Genomic DNA, 17,084 nt, shown 5'->3' on the forward strand with positions numbered 1-17,084 from the left:
GTCTCCAACGTTACGACGTGAATAAACAAGTAAACCATTAAGCAGTAAGTTATCTGACAGGTATGGCCTGGTGGAATTGGAATGTGTGTCAGATATTGGATATTTGAAATAAATCTTGTGAGTAAAATACGTCGATTTTTAGCGTTAGTAGTCACACTTATCATTCTGGTATCAGGATTAATGACGAGTGTGTATGCACAGGATGTTGCAGAGGCGGACTCGCTGTCGCCTGCCCGGCAGGATTCTATCCGGCAGCAATTGCGCAAATCGTTTGGCGATATTAGTGGGAGTGAGGTCACCCGGCCTTTCTTTAAACAGATTCCGAAACTTTACTTTATCACACTTCCCGCAGAAGAGGTCCAAATTGAGCGAACGGAGAAGGGTAACTTTTTTGCCCGTAAGTTTATCATGGGCTATCCCAGCGGGGCTGCGAGCTATTATACATTCGACCAGTATTCCAATCTTAATTTTGAAAATGCACTCACTAACAACTGGGCTCAGCTTATGCTTGAAGCCCGCCAGCGACAAGATCAGGGACGAGGACTCCTGGATTTTAGCCTGCAGATTCCCGGCGGGGAGCAGTCAGCATTTACCACAATTTTTGGGCGGCCGGAGGTTAATTTAAGGGTTAATGGCGTTGCTTCGATGAATATTGGAGTTTCTGTTCAGAAGTCACCAGATGACATTAATTTGCCGGAAGATCAGCGTACCCGAATCGATCCAACATTTGACCAAAGTCTTCAGCTGAACATCCAAGGGACCATTGGGGACAAGCTTACCATTCAAACCGATTGGGATACCGAACGTCAGTTTGAGTTTCAAAATCGGCTGAGTATTGTTTATGAGGGATATGAAAATGAAATATTAAAACGCATCGAGATGGGTAACGTGTCGATGCAGACAGGTAATTCGCTGATCCAGGGCAGCGGGGCTCTGTTTGGGATCAAGTCCATTGCCGAACTTGGCCCGCTTCGGATCACGTCCATTCTTTCGCAGCAGGACGGGGAGAGCAATGTTGAGACAATCAGTGGCGGCTCGCAGGAACAGCAAATCAACATACGGCCGGCTGATTATGACGACGATCGGCATTTTTTCATGGATTTTTTCACCCGACAGGAGTTTGAGAACAGCCTGTCGAATCCGCAGCAACTCATACAAACACTTCAGATTGCGGATGTAGAAGTCTGGAAACTAAGGGAAACAACACAGGTTGATGAAGGTGCAAGGCGGGCCGTTGCGCTGGCCGATCTCGGGGTGGTCGAAAATCAACAGGGAGGATATTTCCCCCCAAATAACGGGAATGATATTTTTTCTGATGATTTGCTTGATCAATTTAGGGATCCGCAGGAGGGAGTATCCGCCAGTGATCTTGGAATAGATGATGCAAGAAATTTTGAAGAGGGATACTTTACGCCGCTCCGGGAAGGACAGGATTACACAATTAATAAGGTGTCCGGCTACATTTCACTGCAACAGGGACTGGGATCTAGGGAAGTGCTGGCCATTGCATTTAATTACCGAGGCCAGGGCGGTGAAATTGTTGATGTTGGTGAATTAAACCAGGGGGGCGGTGACAGGATTTATTTGAAGATGATTCGCCCTCAAAACGTCTCAACCGACAGCGATTTATTTGATTTGACCATGCGGAATGTGTATTCGCTGGGCGTGACGAATATCAACCGTGAAAACCTGGATATTGAGCTCGAATTTACAGAAGGAAACGTTGCCCAAAACCGTCTGCCGGGCCGGTCCAACACCTTATTGCAGGATCTGGGCCTCGACCGTGTGGACTCGCAGGGCGCCGTCAATCCGGATAACGAGATCGACTTTGGCACCGGTACATTAGATGCACAGCAGGGGCGCATCATATTCCCGTATCTCGAACCGTTTGGAAACCGGGTAATCGATCTGCTCGAAGATACACCCGCTACTCCGGAAGACATCCAGCAGCTGGCCTACAGAGAGCTTTATCTGCAGCGACAGACAAATGCGGCGCAGAGTTCGAAAAATGAGTTTTACCGGTTTTCTGGCGTCTCGAAAGGAGGCGTTCAGGACAACTATAATCTTGGGTTTGAGCTGGTTGAAGGATCAGTAAGAGTTCGGGCAAACGGCGTTGAGCTCCAGGAAGATGTGGATTACCAAGTGGATTATTCCTTTGGCAGCATCACCATTCTGAATGATCGCTACACTGCTCCAGGGCAGGATATCACCATTGAGTATGAAAATCAGGCGTTCACCTCCATCGAGCAGAAAACCTTTACAGGGTTTCGGGCGGAGTATGAAGTGAATAGCGATATTCTGTTTGGCGGTACTTACTTCCGGTTTAATGAGCGTCCGCTGGATGACAAAATAAGAATAGGTGACGAGCCGATCAGCAACTCTGTTATTGGCTTTGATGCCAATGCCCGGTTCGACACCCCATTTGTCACGCGGGCGCTGGATGCAATTCCTCTGTTGCAGACACGGGCCGATTCGGAAATCTCCTTTAGCGGTGAGTTCGCACAGTTGCGGCCCGGTGTAGCGGAAACTCGTGCCGTGCGAAGTGCGATCCGGGATAATGAACTGTTTGCAGATGAAGAGGAGGGACTCTCGTTTATCGATGATTTTGAGGGCTCCAGCATTAAACTGAGTCTTCTCAATGCCAATCGGTGGAGCCTTGCCGCAGCCCCCGCAGCTGTTCCAGGTTATGACATAGATGAACAATTTTTTGTAGAAGATGACTTTCCGGGCTCACCTGTAGCCACCAGCCAGGCCCGGCGCGATCGCTCAGATTTGAGGTCAAAGTTCAGTTTTTACACTATACCACGAAACATATCAACCATTTTAGGCGGGGTTGATTTTACGCCTGAATCGGTCCCGGTGAATGTACGTGATGTATTTCCGGGCCGCGAAACACGTAATCCACAGGATGAAATCATCAATACGCTCGATATTCACTACAATCCCAGTGAACGTGGCCAGTACAATTATAACCTTAATATCAAAGATCTGCTGGAAGAAACACCGGAGAATACATGGGGCGGAATGACTGCCGTAATTCCATCCGGCCAGGAAGATTTCACCCAGAATAATATCGAGTTTTTGGAATTTTGGGTACAGCCGGTTCTGCCCAATGGCCAGCTTCCTGGCAATGCTACGCCGATGGATTACGAAGGGAAGATTTATATTGATATCGGCCTGGTGTCGGAAGATGTAGTGCCGAATTCAAAGAACAATACGGAAGATGGCCTCGCCCTCAATCCTGATAACCTTGTGCTGGATGATCTGGATAATCCCCGATCGGCACTGCCCGCCAATCCGCCGCCGCCCGAAGGTCAGTTTTCAAACGAAAACAGGGAGCTTGAAGATGTTGGGCTTGATGGATTCCCGAACAGAGACGGGTTTAACAACTTTGACGAAGAAACAGTATTCAGTGATTTTCTCGCCGAGATGGCATTGCAGTATGGTGAAGATAGCGAAGAATACCGGCAGATTCTGAACGATCCTTCAAACGATGATTACCTGTTTTATGGAGCATCAGAAAATGACGGTTTGCCCCTGCATGAGCGCTTCCACCGCCTGCTCGGTTTTCCTGACGGGAACACACCGATTGATCAAAGTGATAACCGGGCCATCACCAATCGTCCCGATTCTGAAGGACTTGTGAATGCCTCAGCCGTAAATCTGACAGATACTTATTTTCAGTACGAGGTAGATTTTAACCCGGCTGACGAATCCAGGCTTCAAATAGGGGAGCCCGGCACGTACATCGTTGACCAGGTGGGAAATCCCGGCGATCCGCAGCAAGACCGATGGTACCAGGTGAGAATACCGATCGAAGAGTTTGAGCGGCAGGTTGGAAGTATTAATGACTTTCAAAACATTACCTATATGCGGTTCTGGATGTCGGGCTACAAGAAACCATTTACCATGAGGTTTGCAACGATGGAATTTGTGGGCAGCCAGTGGCGCCAGGATGAAGACATCAACGCTGAAAGTGATCCGAACGCTAATATTCGAATCAGCACCATCAACATTGAAGAGAATTCGAACCGCCGTCCGTTTCCGTATCGTCAGCCGGAGGGAGCTATTCGTGCACAGGATCGCAGCAGTCAGCTTCAAAGCCTGCAAAATGAACAGTCGATTGTACTCCAGGCAGAAAGTCTCGGCCCACAATCTGTTCAGCTGGTGAAACGTGTGTATCCTGGCGGATTAAACCTGCTTGACTATTCCAATATGCGAATGTTTGTCCACGGCGAGGGCTACAATAACCGGGATGAGGTTGAACTGGTGATGCGGATGGGTAACGATCTTGAAAACAACTACTATGAATATCGACAGCCGGTATCGCCATCTGATGAGAATTTTCCATTCCAGGATTTTGATCCATCAAACAACAGCCAGATAGAGGAGGAAGCCAATCAAATTTGGCTGTATGATGAGAACAGTATGAATATCGTTCTTGAGGCGTTCAACCAGCTAAAACAGCTGCGGGATCAGGATTTGGGTCAGAATATTGATGAACTGTATCAGCGGGGAGATATTTTGCAAAATGCGGTACCAGGTGCAATTGTCGCAATTCGTGGGAATCCGTCGCTTGGCAGGGTCACTGAAATCGGGATGGGCGTTCGTAATCCGTACAATCCGGATCAGCCCAATGGTCCTGGGGCGCCAACGATTAATGCCGAGCTGTGGCTGAACGAGCTTCGGGTATCAGGCTACGATAATGAGAAAGGGTGGGCCGCAAATGCGAGTATGCGGTTCCAGATGGCTGATTTCGCTACATTTAATGGTAATCTTGCCCGGCAAACACAGGGGTACGGTGCCCTAAACTCACGGCTTGGTCAGCGCAGGATAAGCAATCAAACATCCTATGATCTGAACTCTACCGTTAACCTCCACCGGTTTATTCCCGAGCGTTTTGGCTGGAACATACCGCTTGGACTGTCGATGAGACAATCGTCGTCTATACCGAAGTTTTTACCAAACCAGGGAGATATTCGTCTTGAAGATTTTGAAAACGCAGTAAGGGCTAACGACAATCTTTCAGAAGAGCAGCAGGATAACCTGATCACCGAGCAGCGGCGCGAGGCAGAAACCTTCACTGAAAGCTATGCACTGAACCTTTCAAATGTTTCGAAACGGAATTCACAAAATCCATTTGTTCGTTATACGGTAGACAATACTTCGTTCAGCTATAACTACACAACAGGCTCCGGACGCAATCCACAGCAGATTTTTCAAAACAACTGGAGCTTCAATACCTCTCTGCGATATTCACATCAATTCAGAAACGTGGGCTTCTGGCGGCCGTTCTCAATTCTCGAAAACATACCGATTGTAGGCTTGATGTCGGGCATTGGCTTTGGTAAAAGTCCAAATAATGTAACTACATCAATCAGTGCTTCCCGAACGTATGATGAACGAAAGCGCCGAATATTAGAAGGTCAGGATGAGGTGCCAATTCGCCAGAATCATAACTTTACTTATGATACCAATATTGGGCTTGGCTATAATATTCTCCGGTCGGTGAGCACTACCTTCCAAGCGAGAAATTCATACGATCTGGGCCGGTTTACTATTCGTGATGCCGGTCTGTCCGGAGCCGACAGCACGGCCTTTGAACCTATCCCCACTTTAGAGGTGTTTCAAGATCTTGTATCGGACACTCTTTCCCCCCGCAGAAGCACATATAATGAAGATTATACTGCAAGCTGGCAGCCTCGTCTGAACCAGGTAAGCGGGCTTCAGTGGATGACCTACAATGTTCGGTATGGTGGCGGATTCAGATGGCAAAATTCTGCTTTTGGCTCTAATCTCGGGGCAACCGTCTCCAACAGCTTTCGGCTTGATCATACACTCCGGCTGGATATTAATAATTTGCTCAGACGGTCGTCATTATATACCGATGCACTTGAGAATGACCGTGTTGCAAGGCGTGAACGGGAAGCCAGAAGCAACAGAGATGATGAGAATGTAGAACCGTACGGACTGGGAGAACAAGTAAAATATTACGGACGGAAACTTCTGCTGGCGGTCTTTAGTATTCAAAGTATTGATGCGAGTTACAACAATGCCAAAACTTCATCACAGGCCGGATATGATGGCGGCTCTCAGCTTTATGATGTGTTTGGCGATGATCAGCTCACACCCGGGTTCAGGTACCGTCTTGGATTTGATGAACGTATCAGCACAAACCAGCTCATTAATAACGTTGAGGGGCAGTCTGTAATCCAGCTGCCGGCCAACAATACTTATAATGATAACATCAGTTTAAACACACGCTTCAACCCATTCAATAATGTGTCGGTTGATCTGAGCTGGCAAACTCAGTGGGATGAAAGACTTTCGCAATCGATTGCGCTTGATCCGGACAGCGATATATCATCGGTGAGAAATTCATCCGGAAACATTTCATCATCTGTATGGGCGTTTGGAAGCGGGTATAGAACACTCTTTGAAAAGCAGCTGCAAACGGCCTTTGAAGATATGGCGACGGGTGAAAATGTGATTAGTGATGCGATTGGTAACGGGGACGGTCGAACGGTTCTAAGCCGGGTAACCCTTCAAGAGGATTTTCGGGATGCCTATCTCGGAAGAAGCAGCTCAACCGGAGAGAAAAATTTCACGGCATTTCCGCTTCCTAACTGGCGGCTGAACTGGACAGGACTTGAATCGTTTATCCCGTTCATTGGAAATTACATGCAGAGGGCCTCCATCACGCACTCCTACACCGGCCGTTACCGGATGGGGTGGGAGCTGAACAATGATCCGGGGTCTGATCTTACCCGTAATGTGGGCAGCTACAGCGTGAACAGTTTCAGGCCTGAGTTCGAACCGAACGCCTTAAACGTTGAGAAACGGTTTGCCCCGCTGCTTCAGCTAAACGTTACATGGGAGAACGGCCTTCGGACTCAAGTCGGGTACGAGACCAGCCTGATTACCAGTATGGCGCTGTCGAATGTGCAGGTGACAGAGCGCAGCTCAAGCGGTATTAACTTTTCGTTTGCCTACACGATCCAGAATTTTAAAGTGCCGTTTTTCAGAACGCTCAGCAATGATGTTGATATTACGCTGAACGGTAATTTTATAGATGATAAAGAAGAGCGGTTTCTGCTTGAAACAGATATTGCCAATGCACTACAGGCAGGCAGCGGCCAAATAGTGCGAGACCCGTCGATTTACACAATTACCGATCCGCGAATTTCAGGACAATCCCGCTTTAACGGGTCCATTGTAGTAGGGTATCGATTTTCTGATACATTTCAGTCCAACTTTGAGTATACCTATAGTAGTACAAATCCTAAATCAACACGGACATTTTCGCGAACCACTCACGATATCCGGTTCAATATCAGGATAAACATCCGGTCGAACTAAACCGCATCAGGATGTTTGGTCCGCAAAACCAGTTATCTTAAGCATTTTGAAAGATTCGATTTATTCGCCTGTCAAAATTATAGTATTTTAGCGCTTATGAATTTACTTATACTTTATTTAATTCTCGCGATAGGAGTTTCGTTTCTCTGTTCAATCCTTGAGGCGGTCCTGCTTTCCATCACACCGTCTTATATTGCCATGCTCGAGTCCGATGGGGATAAAGCCGGACAGTTACTGCAATCGTTGAAAAAAGATATCGACCAGCCACTGGCAGCTATTCTGAGCCTGAATACAATTGCGCACACAATCGGTGCTGCCGGCGTGGGGGCACAGGCGCAAATCGTATTTGGGAATGCGTATGTCACAGTTACATCCATCATTCTGACGCTGCTCATCCTCGTTTTTTCTGAAATTATTCCAAAAACGCTTGGGGCCACCTATTGGAAAAGATTATCAGGCTTTGCAGCCCGTACCACCAAATTACTGATAGTTGTAACCTATCCTTTTGTCCTGCTTTCAAAAGGAATCACAAAGTTGATATCAAGTGAAGAAAAGCAGCCGTCTATCAGCCGTGAAGAGATTGGCGCGATGGCAGACCTGGGACATGAAGAAGGAATTTTTGAAAAAGAGGAATCCAATATTCTGAGAAACCTGATACAGTTCAGTTCTCTGAAAGTTGAAGATATTATGACGCCCAGAATTGTGGTTGTGAAGTACTCCGAAGAGGTCACCATTAAAGACATTGTAAACAAGGAAGACGAGCTTCGAGTATCCAGGGTACCGGTTTATGGTAAAACTGAGGAAGATATAACCGGATACGTACTGAAGAACGATATGTATCTTGAGCTGTCTAAAGGCAATGGCGACATGAAGCTTAAAGATCTTAAACGGGATGTAATGATCGTTCCCGAATTGAGTTCAATAAAAAATCTTTTTGAGAAGCTTCTGAATTCACAGGACCATATTGCAATTGTGGTTGACGAATATGGCGGATTTTCAGGTGTGGTTACGATGGAAGATGTGGTTGAAACTCTGTTGGGAATGGAAATTGTCGATGAAATTGATGCCATTGATGATATGCAAAAACTAGCCCGCCAGCGCTGGCGTGAACGGGCGAAGAAGCTTGGAATTATGCTGCCGGAATCTGAAAATTCTGATTTAGAATCGGATGAGCAATAAAACGTCGGTTAATCACCTGAATTTCTTCGTTTACCGGCAATCGTAAATCCAATTCCGCCGATGGTAAAGATCAGGGATAACCACGGAAGCCAGTCGCCAAACCGCCCATAAAATGTCAATTCATTCGTTTGATAGATTTGGTAAGGAAACGCATCTTCTGTCCAGTATTCAGTTTCAAGCTGAATCTTACCATCGGGCGAAATAATACCTGAAATTCCATTATTTGCAGACCTGGCAACCCACCGACGCTGTTCGATAGCTCTGAGGCGGGCATACGCGAAATGCTGCTCGTGGCCGTTAGAATCTCCCCACCAACCATCATTTGTAATGATGGTGAGAAAATCCGCATCGTTATTTACAAACTGGTTTACCCATCCTGGAAAGACGGAATCGTAGCAGATTAGTGCCGGGGTATGGCTGCCATCAACCTGGAAAACGGTTGCTTCTCGTCCCAGTCCGTAACTGTTTATAGCACCCCAGTCAACAAAGTTGAACAGATCAATCCTGTTAAAAAATTCAACAAATGGAAATCGTTCTACAACTGGAACAAGCCGCCCTTTTTCATAAATCTGAATGGGCTGGTTGGGTTGTATATGAAACGCTGCATTGAAAAAATTATAGGCTTGTCCGGAATGTATGCCACGAGTAACGGCAGGGGCGTCTTCGTCGCTGTAATATTTTAGATAGCCGCTGCCGGTAATAAGTTCTGTATTCCATACACTGAGGCTGTCGCGCACCCGGCTGACCTGTGGGCTTGATAGCGTGAGCGCCGCATCAAGAGCATTTTCGGGCCATAGAAGAAGCTGTGTGGAATCGGTACGGGCCGAATCGGACAGCTCAAGCAGATGCGTTAGCAGATGATCGAGCGAGGGGTGGCCTCCATAGTTTTCATAAGAGTTTGAATTAGGCTGAACAACAGTCACATTAAACGGCCGGTCACTTGGCTGGTGAATGTTAATCATTGCTAAAACAGAGAATATCGGGAAAGCGAAAAATATAAGCGCGGCACTTTTTAAAACCGGTTTCGAGGCAGTTACGATAGCGTGGTAGCAGAGCGCCGCTGTAAATACAATCCAGAAACTTACTCCCCAAACACCTGTTACCGAGATGTACTGAATCACACCTGTCAGGTTTGCCCATGCGTTGCCCAGTGTAAGCCATGGCCAGGCGAGATCCCATTGATGATGCAGAAATTCGTAGCTGACCCATACGTTAGCCGCAAAAAATGATGAGCCAATTGGGTTCATCTCACTCAGGGTAAGCCGCCGGATCAGCCCAAGAGGAATCAGCATGAGTGCGGCATTGGCAAGTATAGCGGCGGCTCCGGCCGACACGCTCGCCATCATCAGCCAGTAGGTGGTTAGCAGGTTCCAGAGAACAAATGAAGGATAGGCGTAATAAATCATCTGGCGAACTGACACGCTAATGACAGAAAGTCTGAGCAGCAGTATAAATGCCGGTATTTGAAGTATACCGAGATTATACGGCGGAAACGACAGCCAGAGTAAACTGGCCGCCATGACAGATTGTAACCATGGGGAGTTCCAGAAATCGGGCTGTTTCATTTATTCTGAATAGGTTTTGCCTGAAACAATCACGACAAATTCTCCTTTCACCGACGGCCTGTTTTGCCAGTCGTCGAGAAGATCGGAAATATGGCCGCGTTGTACTTCTTCAAATTTTTTAGTGAGTTCACGGGCTATGCAAATCCACCGGTCGGGTTCTGTAAATGAAGACAGACGCTTTAAAAAACGCACGAGTTTATGAGGGCTTACGTAAATGACAGACGTTGTATCAGACTCCGCGATAGCTTTGATTCGTGTTTCACGGCCTTTTTTTGGCGGGAGAAATCCTTCGTAAACATACCGGTCACTTGGCAGGCCGCTCGCAGCAAGCGCTGTGGTGGCGGCATCAGGGCCAGGTATTGCGCAAACGGTATGGCCATTTTGATGCGCTGCCCTAACAGCCAAAAATCCAGGATCAGAGATACCAGGCATACCGGCATCACTGATAAGAGCAATATCAGATCCGCCATCAAGTAGATTCATCAAATGTTTTACTTTGTGATGCTCATTATGCTGATGAAACGAAAAGAGCGGCTTATCTATTTCATATCTCTGTAATAAAACTGTCGAGGTTCGGGTATCTTCGCAGCCGATTTGATCCACTGATTTCAGTGTTTCGGCGGCACGAGGAGAGAAATCAGCAAGGTTACCGATAGGTGTAGCTACGATATAAAGTTTGGACACTGCATGTGTTTTTGAGCTGAAAAATTAATTACTAAAATATAATCTCAAAACTCGTAGTTTATTATCTGAAAATCAGAAAACCAACAAATAAATTTTACTATGGATTTCAATCCCTCAGGAATTAACCACATGACCATCCGGGTCAATGAAATAGAACGGTCTGAAGAATTTTACGGTGACATTCTCGGATTTGAACTAGTTCGGAAAATGGGCCAAAGCATGGCAGTCTATAAAATCGGAAAAGAAGATACGCTTGTCATTGTAGAGGCGGAAACAAGCTACGACCCAAACTCACGCGATTTCAGAGTTGATCATATCGGGTTTTACCTGGAATCACCAGAAAAAGTGGATGAAATGGCCCGTTACCTGCGGGATAATGAAGTAACGATTTTGAGTGGCCCGGCTAATCGCAAAAAAGGCCGCTTTGTATTTGCTTCAGATCCTGACGGTAATATGATCGAATTTTTCTTTGAAGGCGATCAGTAATAGCAGACACAAAAGAAACATTGTCACCATTAGATCGTTTACTGGTGTCTGGCATGTTATTTGCCTGCTAGCTTATATAAATGAAGAATATTTTTAAACGTGATTTTTTTATGAATAAGAATGATGAGAACCAGACAGTAGAAGAACAGGAACTGTCGGCAGAGAAAAATGAAACAAAGGATACCGAGCTCATCCAGGAACAGATGCAGCTCATTCGTAAGCAGGAAGAAGAGATAGAAAACCTGCGAGAAGAAGTTGAAAATGTGAAAGAGGCTCAGCTCCGCAAGGCTGCAGAAATGGAAAACATGCGAAAACGTCTTGAGCGTGAACGTATACAAACATTTGAAAATGCCCGGCGTGCTGCTGTAGAATCGTTCCTGCCGGTGAATGATGATCTCCTTCGGACGCTTAAAGCGATGGAAGAAGCTGATGCCGAGCCCACATATCTTGATGGCATCAGGATGGTCGCCAAGAAGTTCGATGATGTGCTCCAGAAATATGGTGTTGAGCGAATTGATGAAGAAGGAGTTCCATTTGATGTAGATTTGCATGATGCAATGCTGCGTCAAAAACCAGAGGATGAATCCATCGAAAGCGGAACAGTTCTTCAAATTCTGGAAAACGGATACAGAATAGGCGACAAAACAATCCGTCACGCAAAAGTAATTGTAAGCGAATAAAGTTTATTCATGTCAAAACGCGATTATTACGAAGTTTTAGGTGTAAGTAAAAGTGCTTCAGATGATGAGCTAAAGAAAGCTTATCGAAAACTGGCGATGAAGTACCACCCCGACAGAAATAAGGGGGATGAAGAAGCCGAAAAAAAGTTTAAAGAAGCCTCAGAAGCTTACGAAGTACTCAGGGATACGCAGAAGCGTCAGCGATACGATCAATTTGGCCACTCAGGAATGAATGGCGGCGGATTTGGTGGCGGTGCTGATTACGGAAATGCCGACTTCGAAGATATTTTCAGCCGGTTCAGCGACATCTTCGGTGGCGACATTTTTGGCGGCGGTGATCCATTCGGTGGAGGTGGCCGCGGCCGCAGCCGCAGACGTTCCAGCAACGGACAGCCCGGCGCCGACATGAAATTAAGCGTGGAACTTACGCTTGAAGAGATTGCGGAAGGCACTGAAAAAACACTTAAAGTTAAGAAGTATCGTAAGTGCGGCGAATGTAATGGTACAGGCGCCGAAACAGAATCGGATTTCGAAACATGCAGCACATGTAACGGCATGGGAGAAGTACGGCAGGTATCCAAGACCATGTTTGGTCAGTTTGTGAATGTGCAGCCATGTCCCAACTGCAGGGGAGAAGGACGCATCATTAAAAACAAATGTTCATCATGCCATGGCGAAGGCCGTAAGCGGGGTGAAGAGAAAGTGAAAATGAATATTCCCTCCGGCGTGTCTAACGGGAATTACATCACGCTCAGGCGACAGGGAAATGCAGGAGTCAGGGGCGGAGAACCCGGCGATTTGATTGTGTTGATTGAAGAGAAAGAGCACGAACATTTCGATCGCGACGGAAACGATATATATTACGACCTGCTTCTAAGCATTCCGGATGCCGTTCTGGGAACTGACGTTGAGGTTCCGACTTTGAAGGGTAAAGCCAAAGTTAAAGTTGAGCCCGGTACACAGCCCGGAAAGCTTTTGCGCATGAAAGACCGGGGCATCCAGGGCTTAAATAACAGCGGCCGGGGCGATCAGTTTATCAAAGTAAATATGTATGTTCCTAAGGATCTGTCTGATGGTGAGCGCCGTCATATTGAAGCCCTCAGGGGAAATGATCATTTTGATCCTGAGAGTGCACAGGATAGAGAGAAAGGATTTTTCTCTAAAATAAAGGATGTCTTTGCCTGAGGAAAGAGTCAGTAAAAACATTTATAAGGTTTTCGGTTTATAACCGGGAACCTTTTTTTTGTTTGCCAATTGTGCGATCTAAATTTCATTGTCATCTCTCCTTTCTTCGCGCTACATTGGATCAGCCAAATAATTGATAACAAACCTTTTAGCTTATGCGATTATTATATATCTCCATCCTCATACTGATGGTAATCTCTTTCTCTTCAGGATGCCAGTCAGATTCTGAAACACAAACAGAAGATCAAACCGATTTAACTTCAGGAAGCGTTCTTATTGAAGGTGAAGAACCGGAAATAATAGCCGGGCCATTAGAATTTACGGAAGGCCCATACTGGCACCCGGATGGCTACTTGCTCTTCAGCGATATTCCCGCAAATCGTGTGTACCGGTGGTCGGAAATGGAAGGCTTAGATGTTTACCTTGAACCTAGTGGGAATTCAAATGGGATTGAGGCGGATGTTGACGGTTCTATTCTGCTTGCTCAGCATGCTGGGCGTGTATCGCGGTTGACAAATGACGGAGACCTTGAAGTTATCGTGGACAGCTATAACGGTCAGCGGCTCAACAGCCCAAATGATCTGGCTGTGCATTCCAACGGAACTATTTATTTTACCGATCCGCCGTTTGGTGTGAGTGATGAGGACCGCGAACTCGATTTCAGTGGTGTGTATATGATTTCACCCGATGGTGAGCTCTCTGTTTTATATGATGAGTTTGAGTACCCTAACGGAATTGACTTTTCAGCTGATGAGTCTACACTATACGTGAGTGATTCAGGTACCGGAACCATTATGGCATTTGATGTTGACGAGAGTGGTATCGCAAGTTCACCTCAGGAATTTGCCAATGTAGGTGCGATGGGCACTGGTGCGGGCGCTGCAGACGGCTTGGAAACCGATCAAGCTGGAAATGTATATACAACTGGTCCGCAAGGTGTAATTATTTTTGATGAAAACGGCAACCAGCTCCATTTGATAGAATTTGATGAGCAAATTACAAACGTTGGATGGGGCGGAGAAGATGCAAGCGATCTCTACATCACCGGAAGTGATCATGTGTTTCGGTACACCATGAATGCGACCGGGAGCAAGAAGCGATAATCCCTCGACTGTCGATTGCCTTTTTCGACTGTCGAGTTTGTGGGACTCAAAAATGATTGGATATTGGAACCGGCTACTCGTCAGACGACTGAGAGTTTTGTGGCCTGAATTCGGTTTTTCCCGGAGTCGTCAGACGAGGATATTCCCTCGACTGTTGATTGGATTTTTCGACTGTCGAGTTGATAGGATTTGAAACCAGTTGAGGATTTAGAACTCGAAACTCGTCAGACGACTGAGGGTAGTGTGGCCTGGGTTTGATTGTTACCAAAGTCGTCAGACGAGGAAGGTCCTTCCAAGTCTCATTATACTATCAAAAATACTGTAAATAAGGCCGTTAATGAACTCACCTGGCCCAATAATCCATAACCAGTACATCGTTTACATGTGGCCCCACAAGGTCCACAAACTCTTGGTGAGCAGGGTGAGGAAGGTATATATCCCGGTCTTCTTCACTATCAAACGTCACGAGAAAAGAGTGGGTAAATCCTTTGTCGAGACCTTCCGGGCTGTTGTTGGTTCCCCACTCAAAATCTTTAATCACATCAATTTTTGAGGGCAGTGCCGCAAACGCCTCTTCAATTTGCCGGATATCTTCAGAAGTGGACGAATCTGTAAATTTGAAAAGGACAATGTGGCGAAGTTGCTCCGCCATCTCTGATTCAGTATTTTGGTTCATCGAACTGTCATCTGTTTCGGTACCAGAGTTACAGCTGATAATGGTTACCATTAGAAGCAGGAAGAGTATAATTTGTTTCATATACAATATTGAGTGAGTTTTCGATTGAAGTTAGGAAATCATTTTAAGCATGCTTCTCCAGCACATCTACAAACACATTTACAAACCTGTCTATCTGCTTGTAGGTAATAACCAGAGGTGGCACCAGGCGAATCGTGGTATCCATCGTAACATTTGCAATCACAAACAGATCAAGCATATCCATCACTACTGGTTTTCCTGGAAAGTTTAGTTCAATGCCAATCATTAATCCTTTACCCCGGATCTCTTTGATGTAGTCTGTGCCTTTAGTTTTCTCTTTCACTTGTTTGATGAGATACGCACCTTTCTCTGTAGCCTGCGTCATCAGATCCTCATCGAGGATGGTTCTCACCGCGGCTAAACTGGCGGCACAAGCCAGTGGATTTCCGCCATAGGTAGTGCCATGATCACCGTAGTCAAGCGCTTGTGCGGCTTTTTCGTTAGCCATCACGGCACCAATTGGAAACCCGCCGCCAAGACCTTTCGCCGTGGCAATCATATCGGGTTTGACTCCGTGATGTTCAAACCCGAAATATTTACCGGTCCTGCCGTTTCCGCACTGAACTTCATCAAAGAAAAGAAGTGCATTGTGTTTGTCACATAGTTCGCGGGCTCGTCGGAGATAGTCACCACTAACCTCATGAATGCCGCCTTCGCCCTGAATCGGTTCGCAGGCAAATGCAATCGTCTCATCATTTATTTCTGCTTCAAGCGCTTCAATGTCGTTGAAGGGAATTGTTTTGAAACCGGGTGGAATAGGTGCAAATCCTTTCTGATATTTAGGTTTTCCAAGAGCTATAGCTGCCAGGGATCGTCCGTGAAATCCGCGCTCAACTGCAATGATGTCACCTTTCTTGTTATGATTGTTTCCGTATTTACGCGCGATTTTCAGCGCGGCTTCCAGAGCCTCCACGCCGCTGTTGCAGAAAAAGACACGTTCCAATCCTGATAAGTCACTTAGTAGTTTGGCCAGGTCACTTTGTGGTTTAGTGTAGAAAAAGTTCGAGGGGTGAATCAGTTTTTCAGCCTGTTCCTGAATCGCTTTCACCACATTTGGATGGCAATGGCCGGTATTGTTCACGGCAATGCCTGCAAGCATGTCGAGATATTCGTTGCCTTCATAGTCCCAGACAAGGGCGCCTTTACCTTTTTCAAGCGTAATGGGATATCGCCGGTAAATCGGCAGATGGTGCTCATGTTCGATGGTTTTGGCCTGCTCGGAAATGTCTTTTGGATTCATGAAGTAAATGTATGATTATCGAGAATTTAAAAGGTCAATGGAATATACAAAATAGAATGGATACGCTTTAATGTCAGTTCAGTGAAAAAATTGGGATAGAGAGACATGGAATGTCTCGTGGTTTCAAAACCTGAACGAATTACAAACTTTCGTATGATACTTTAGCTTTAGCTATATATAGCAATGAGCGTGCAGATATGCCATGAGTCGACGTCGAAGTCAGGTTCAGCCCCCCTGACATCCGAAACTGACGCTTTGCGCCGTTTTGTGCGTCTGTCCCCTCTCGAGATGGGATTTAGTGATGCCCGGCTTCATTTCTAAGTTGTAGATGATAGATTTTGTAGGCCTCTAAAATCCCTATCCGAGATAATGTCACTAACTTTAAAGAATATTTCTCTGATTCCGACCTGACATCATGTGGATAAATAAATAGATTTATCATCCGTATTGGACTCCCTGTTCATTTTGCCTTGATGCAAAACGAACCAAATTGCGCCAAGCTAAACCCGTGAAAGTGGGAATAGTGTTCTTTGAAACTAGGAAATCTTTCGTAGGAAGCCTACAGGTAACCAATCCTGTCTGGTAAAGCCTAACCAGCAGCCGGAACCGAGTCTTGCGTAGTCAGCTGAGAGGCTGGCACGAAGCGTAGACAGGGAGTATGAAAGCTGTGTGATTGAGCCCCGAAATGTTTATGGTTGTCGGAGCTTTCACTGTTTTGGTAAGTGGGAGCAGCAATGCAGTGGCGTCGATAAGGTGAGTTACTTGCATAACGACCGGGGTCTGAGAGCAGGGCAAACATGCATGAGGTTTCCACGGGAACTTGGGAGAGCCTAACGTCTCCACTCG

Annotated in this window: 10 protein-coding genes; 6 read left to right on the plus strand and 4 right to left on the minus strand. The window is 46.3% G+C overall.

Translation table 11 applies throughout. The annotated features are described in order from the left end of the window. The first annotated feature begins 117 nt into the window (after nucleotides 1-117). On the plus strand, nucleotides 118-7,359 hold the full coding sequence (sov, locus tag AABW11_RS05945; RefSeq protein ID WP_340103874.1) for a T9SS outer membrane translocon Sov/SprA: 7,242 nt from the start codon (nucleotides 118-120) through the stop codon (nucleotides 7,357-7,359). Between the two features lie 96 nt (nucleotides 7,360-7,455). Next, the gene (locus AABW11_RS05950) at nucleotides 7,456-8,538 is read left to right on the plus strand and encodes a hemolysin family protein (RefSeq protein ID WP_340103875.1); all 1,083 of its coding nucleotides are present in this window, start codon (nucleotides 7,456-7,458) and stop codon (nucleotides 8,536-8,538) included. Between the two features lie 8 nt (nucleotides 8,539-8,546). Here the strand turns inward: AABW11_RS05950 and lnt are convergent, their stop codons facing one another. Both lnt and rsmI read right to left on the minus strand, forming a co-directional pair. Beyond that, nucleotides 8,547-10,103 carry an apolipoprotein N-acyltransferase gene (gene lnt, locus AABW11_RS05955; RefSeq protein ID WP_340103876.1) on the minus strand — a complete coding sequence of 519 codons (1,557 nt, stop codon included), beginning with the start codon at nucleotides 10,101-10,103 and terminating at the stop codon, nucleotides 8,547-8,549. Then, nucleotides 10,104-10,787, minus strand: coding sequence for a 16S rRNA (cytidine(1402)-2'-O)-methyltransferase (rsmI, locus tag AABW11_RS05960; protein ID WP_340103877.1), 684 nt, complete (start codon nucleotides 10,785-10,787; stop codon nucleotides 10,104-10,106). It abuts the gene before it with no gap. Nucleotides 10,788-10,886: 99 nt separating this feature from the next. On the opposite strand from rsmI, the gene AABW11_RS05965 reads away from it, so the two are divergent. The 4 genes from AABW11_RS05965 to AABW11_RS05980 all read left to right on the plus strand — a co-directional run bounded on the left by AABW11_RS05965 (nucleotide 10,887) and on the right by AABW11_RS05980 (nucleotide 14,241). After that, nucleotides 10,887-11,273 carry a VOC family protein gene (locus AABW11_RS05965; protein ID WP_340103878.1) on the plus strand — a complete coding sequence of 129 codons (387 nt, stop codon included), beginning with the start codon at nucleotides 10,887-10,889 and terminating at the stop codon, nucleotides 11,271-11,273. A 110-nt stretch (nucleotides 11,274-11,383) separates the two neighbouring features. Next, the gene (locus AABW11_RS05970) at nucleotides 11,384-11,953 is read left to right on the plus strand and encodes a nucleotide exchange factor GrpE (protein ID WP_340103879.1); all 570 of its coding nucleotides are present in this window, start codon (nucleotides 11,384-11,386) and stop codon (nucleotides 11,951-11,953) included. Nucleotides 11,954-11,962: 9 nt separating this feature from the next. After that, the gene (gene dnaJ, locus AABW11_RS05975; protein ID WP_340103880.1) at nucleotides 11,963-13,138 is read left to right on the plus strand and encodes a molecular chaperone DnaJ; all 1,176 of its coding nucleotides are present in this window, start codon (nucleotides 11,963-11,965) and stop codon (nucleotides 13,136-13,138) included. A 155-nt stretch (nucleotides 13,139-13,293) separates the two neighbouring features. Continuing rightward, a complete protein-coding gene (locus tag AABW11_RS05980) occupies nucleotides 13,294-14,241 on the plus strand; it encodes an SMP-30/gluconolactonase/LRE family protein (RefSeq protein WP_340103881.1) in 948 nt (315 codons plus the stop codon). Between the two features lie 343 nt (nucleotides 14,242-14,584). Here the strand turns inward: AABW11_RS05980 and AABW11_RS05985 are convergent, their stop codons facing one another. Beyond that, nucleotides 14,585-14,998 (minus strand): Dabb family protein, encoded by a 414-nt coding sequence (locus tag AABW11_RS05985; protein WP_340103882.1) that lies wholly within the window; start codon nucleotides 14,996-14,998, stop codon nucleotides 14,585-14,587. A 43-nt stretch (nucleotides 14,999-15,041) separates the two neighbouring features. Continuing rightward, nucleotides 15,042-16,238 carry an aspartate aminotransferase family protein gene (locus AABW11_RS05990; protein ID WP_340103883.1) on the minus strand — a complete coding sequence of 399 codons (1,197 nt, stop codon included), beginning with the start codon at nucleotides 16,236-16,238 and terminating at the stop codon, nucleotides 15,042-15,044. Nucleotides 16,239-17,084: the final 846 nt, after the last annotated feature.

Source organism: Rhodohalobacter sp. 8-1, assembly GCF_038150125.1.
Taxonomy (GTDB): Bacteria; Bacteroidota; Rhodothermia; order Balneolales; family Balneolaceae; genus SW132.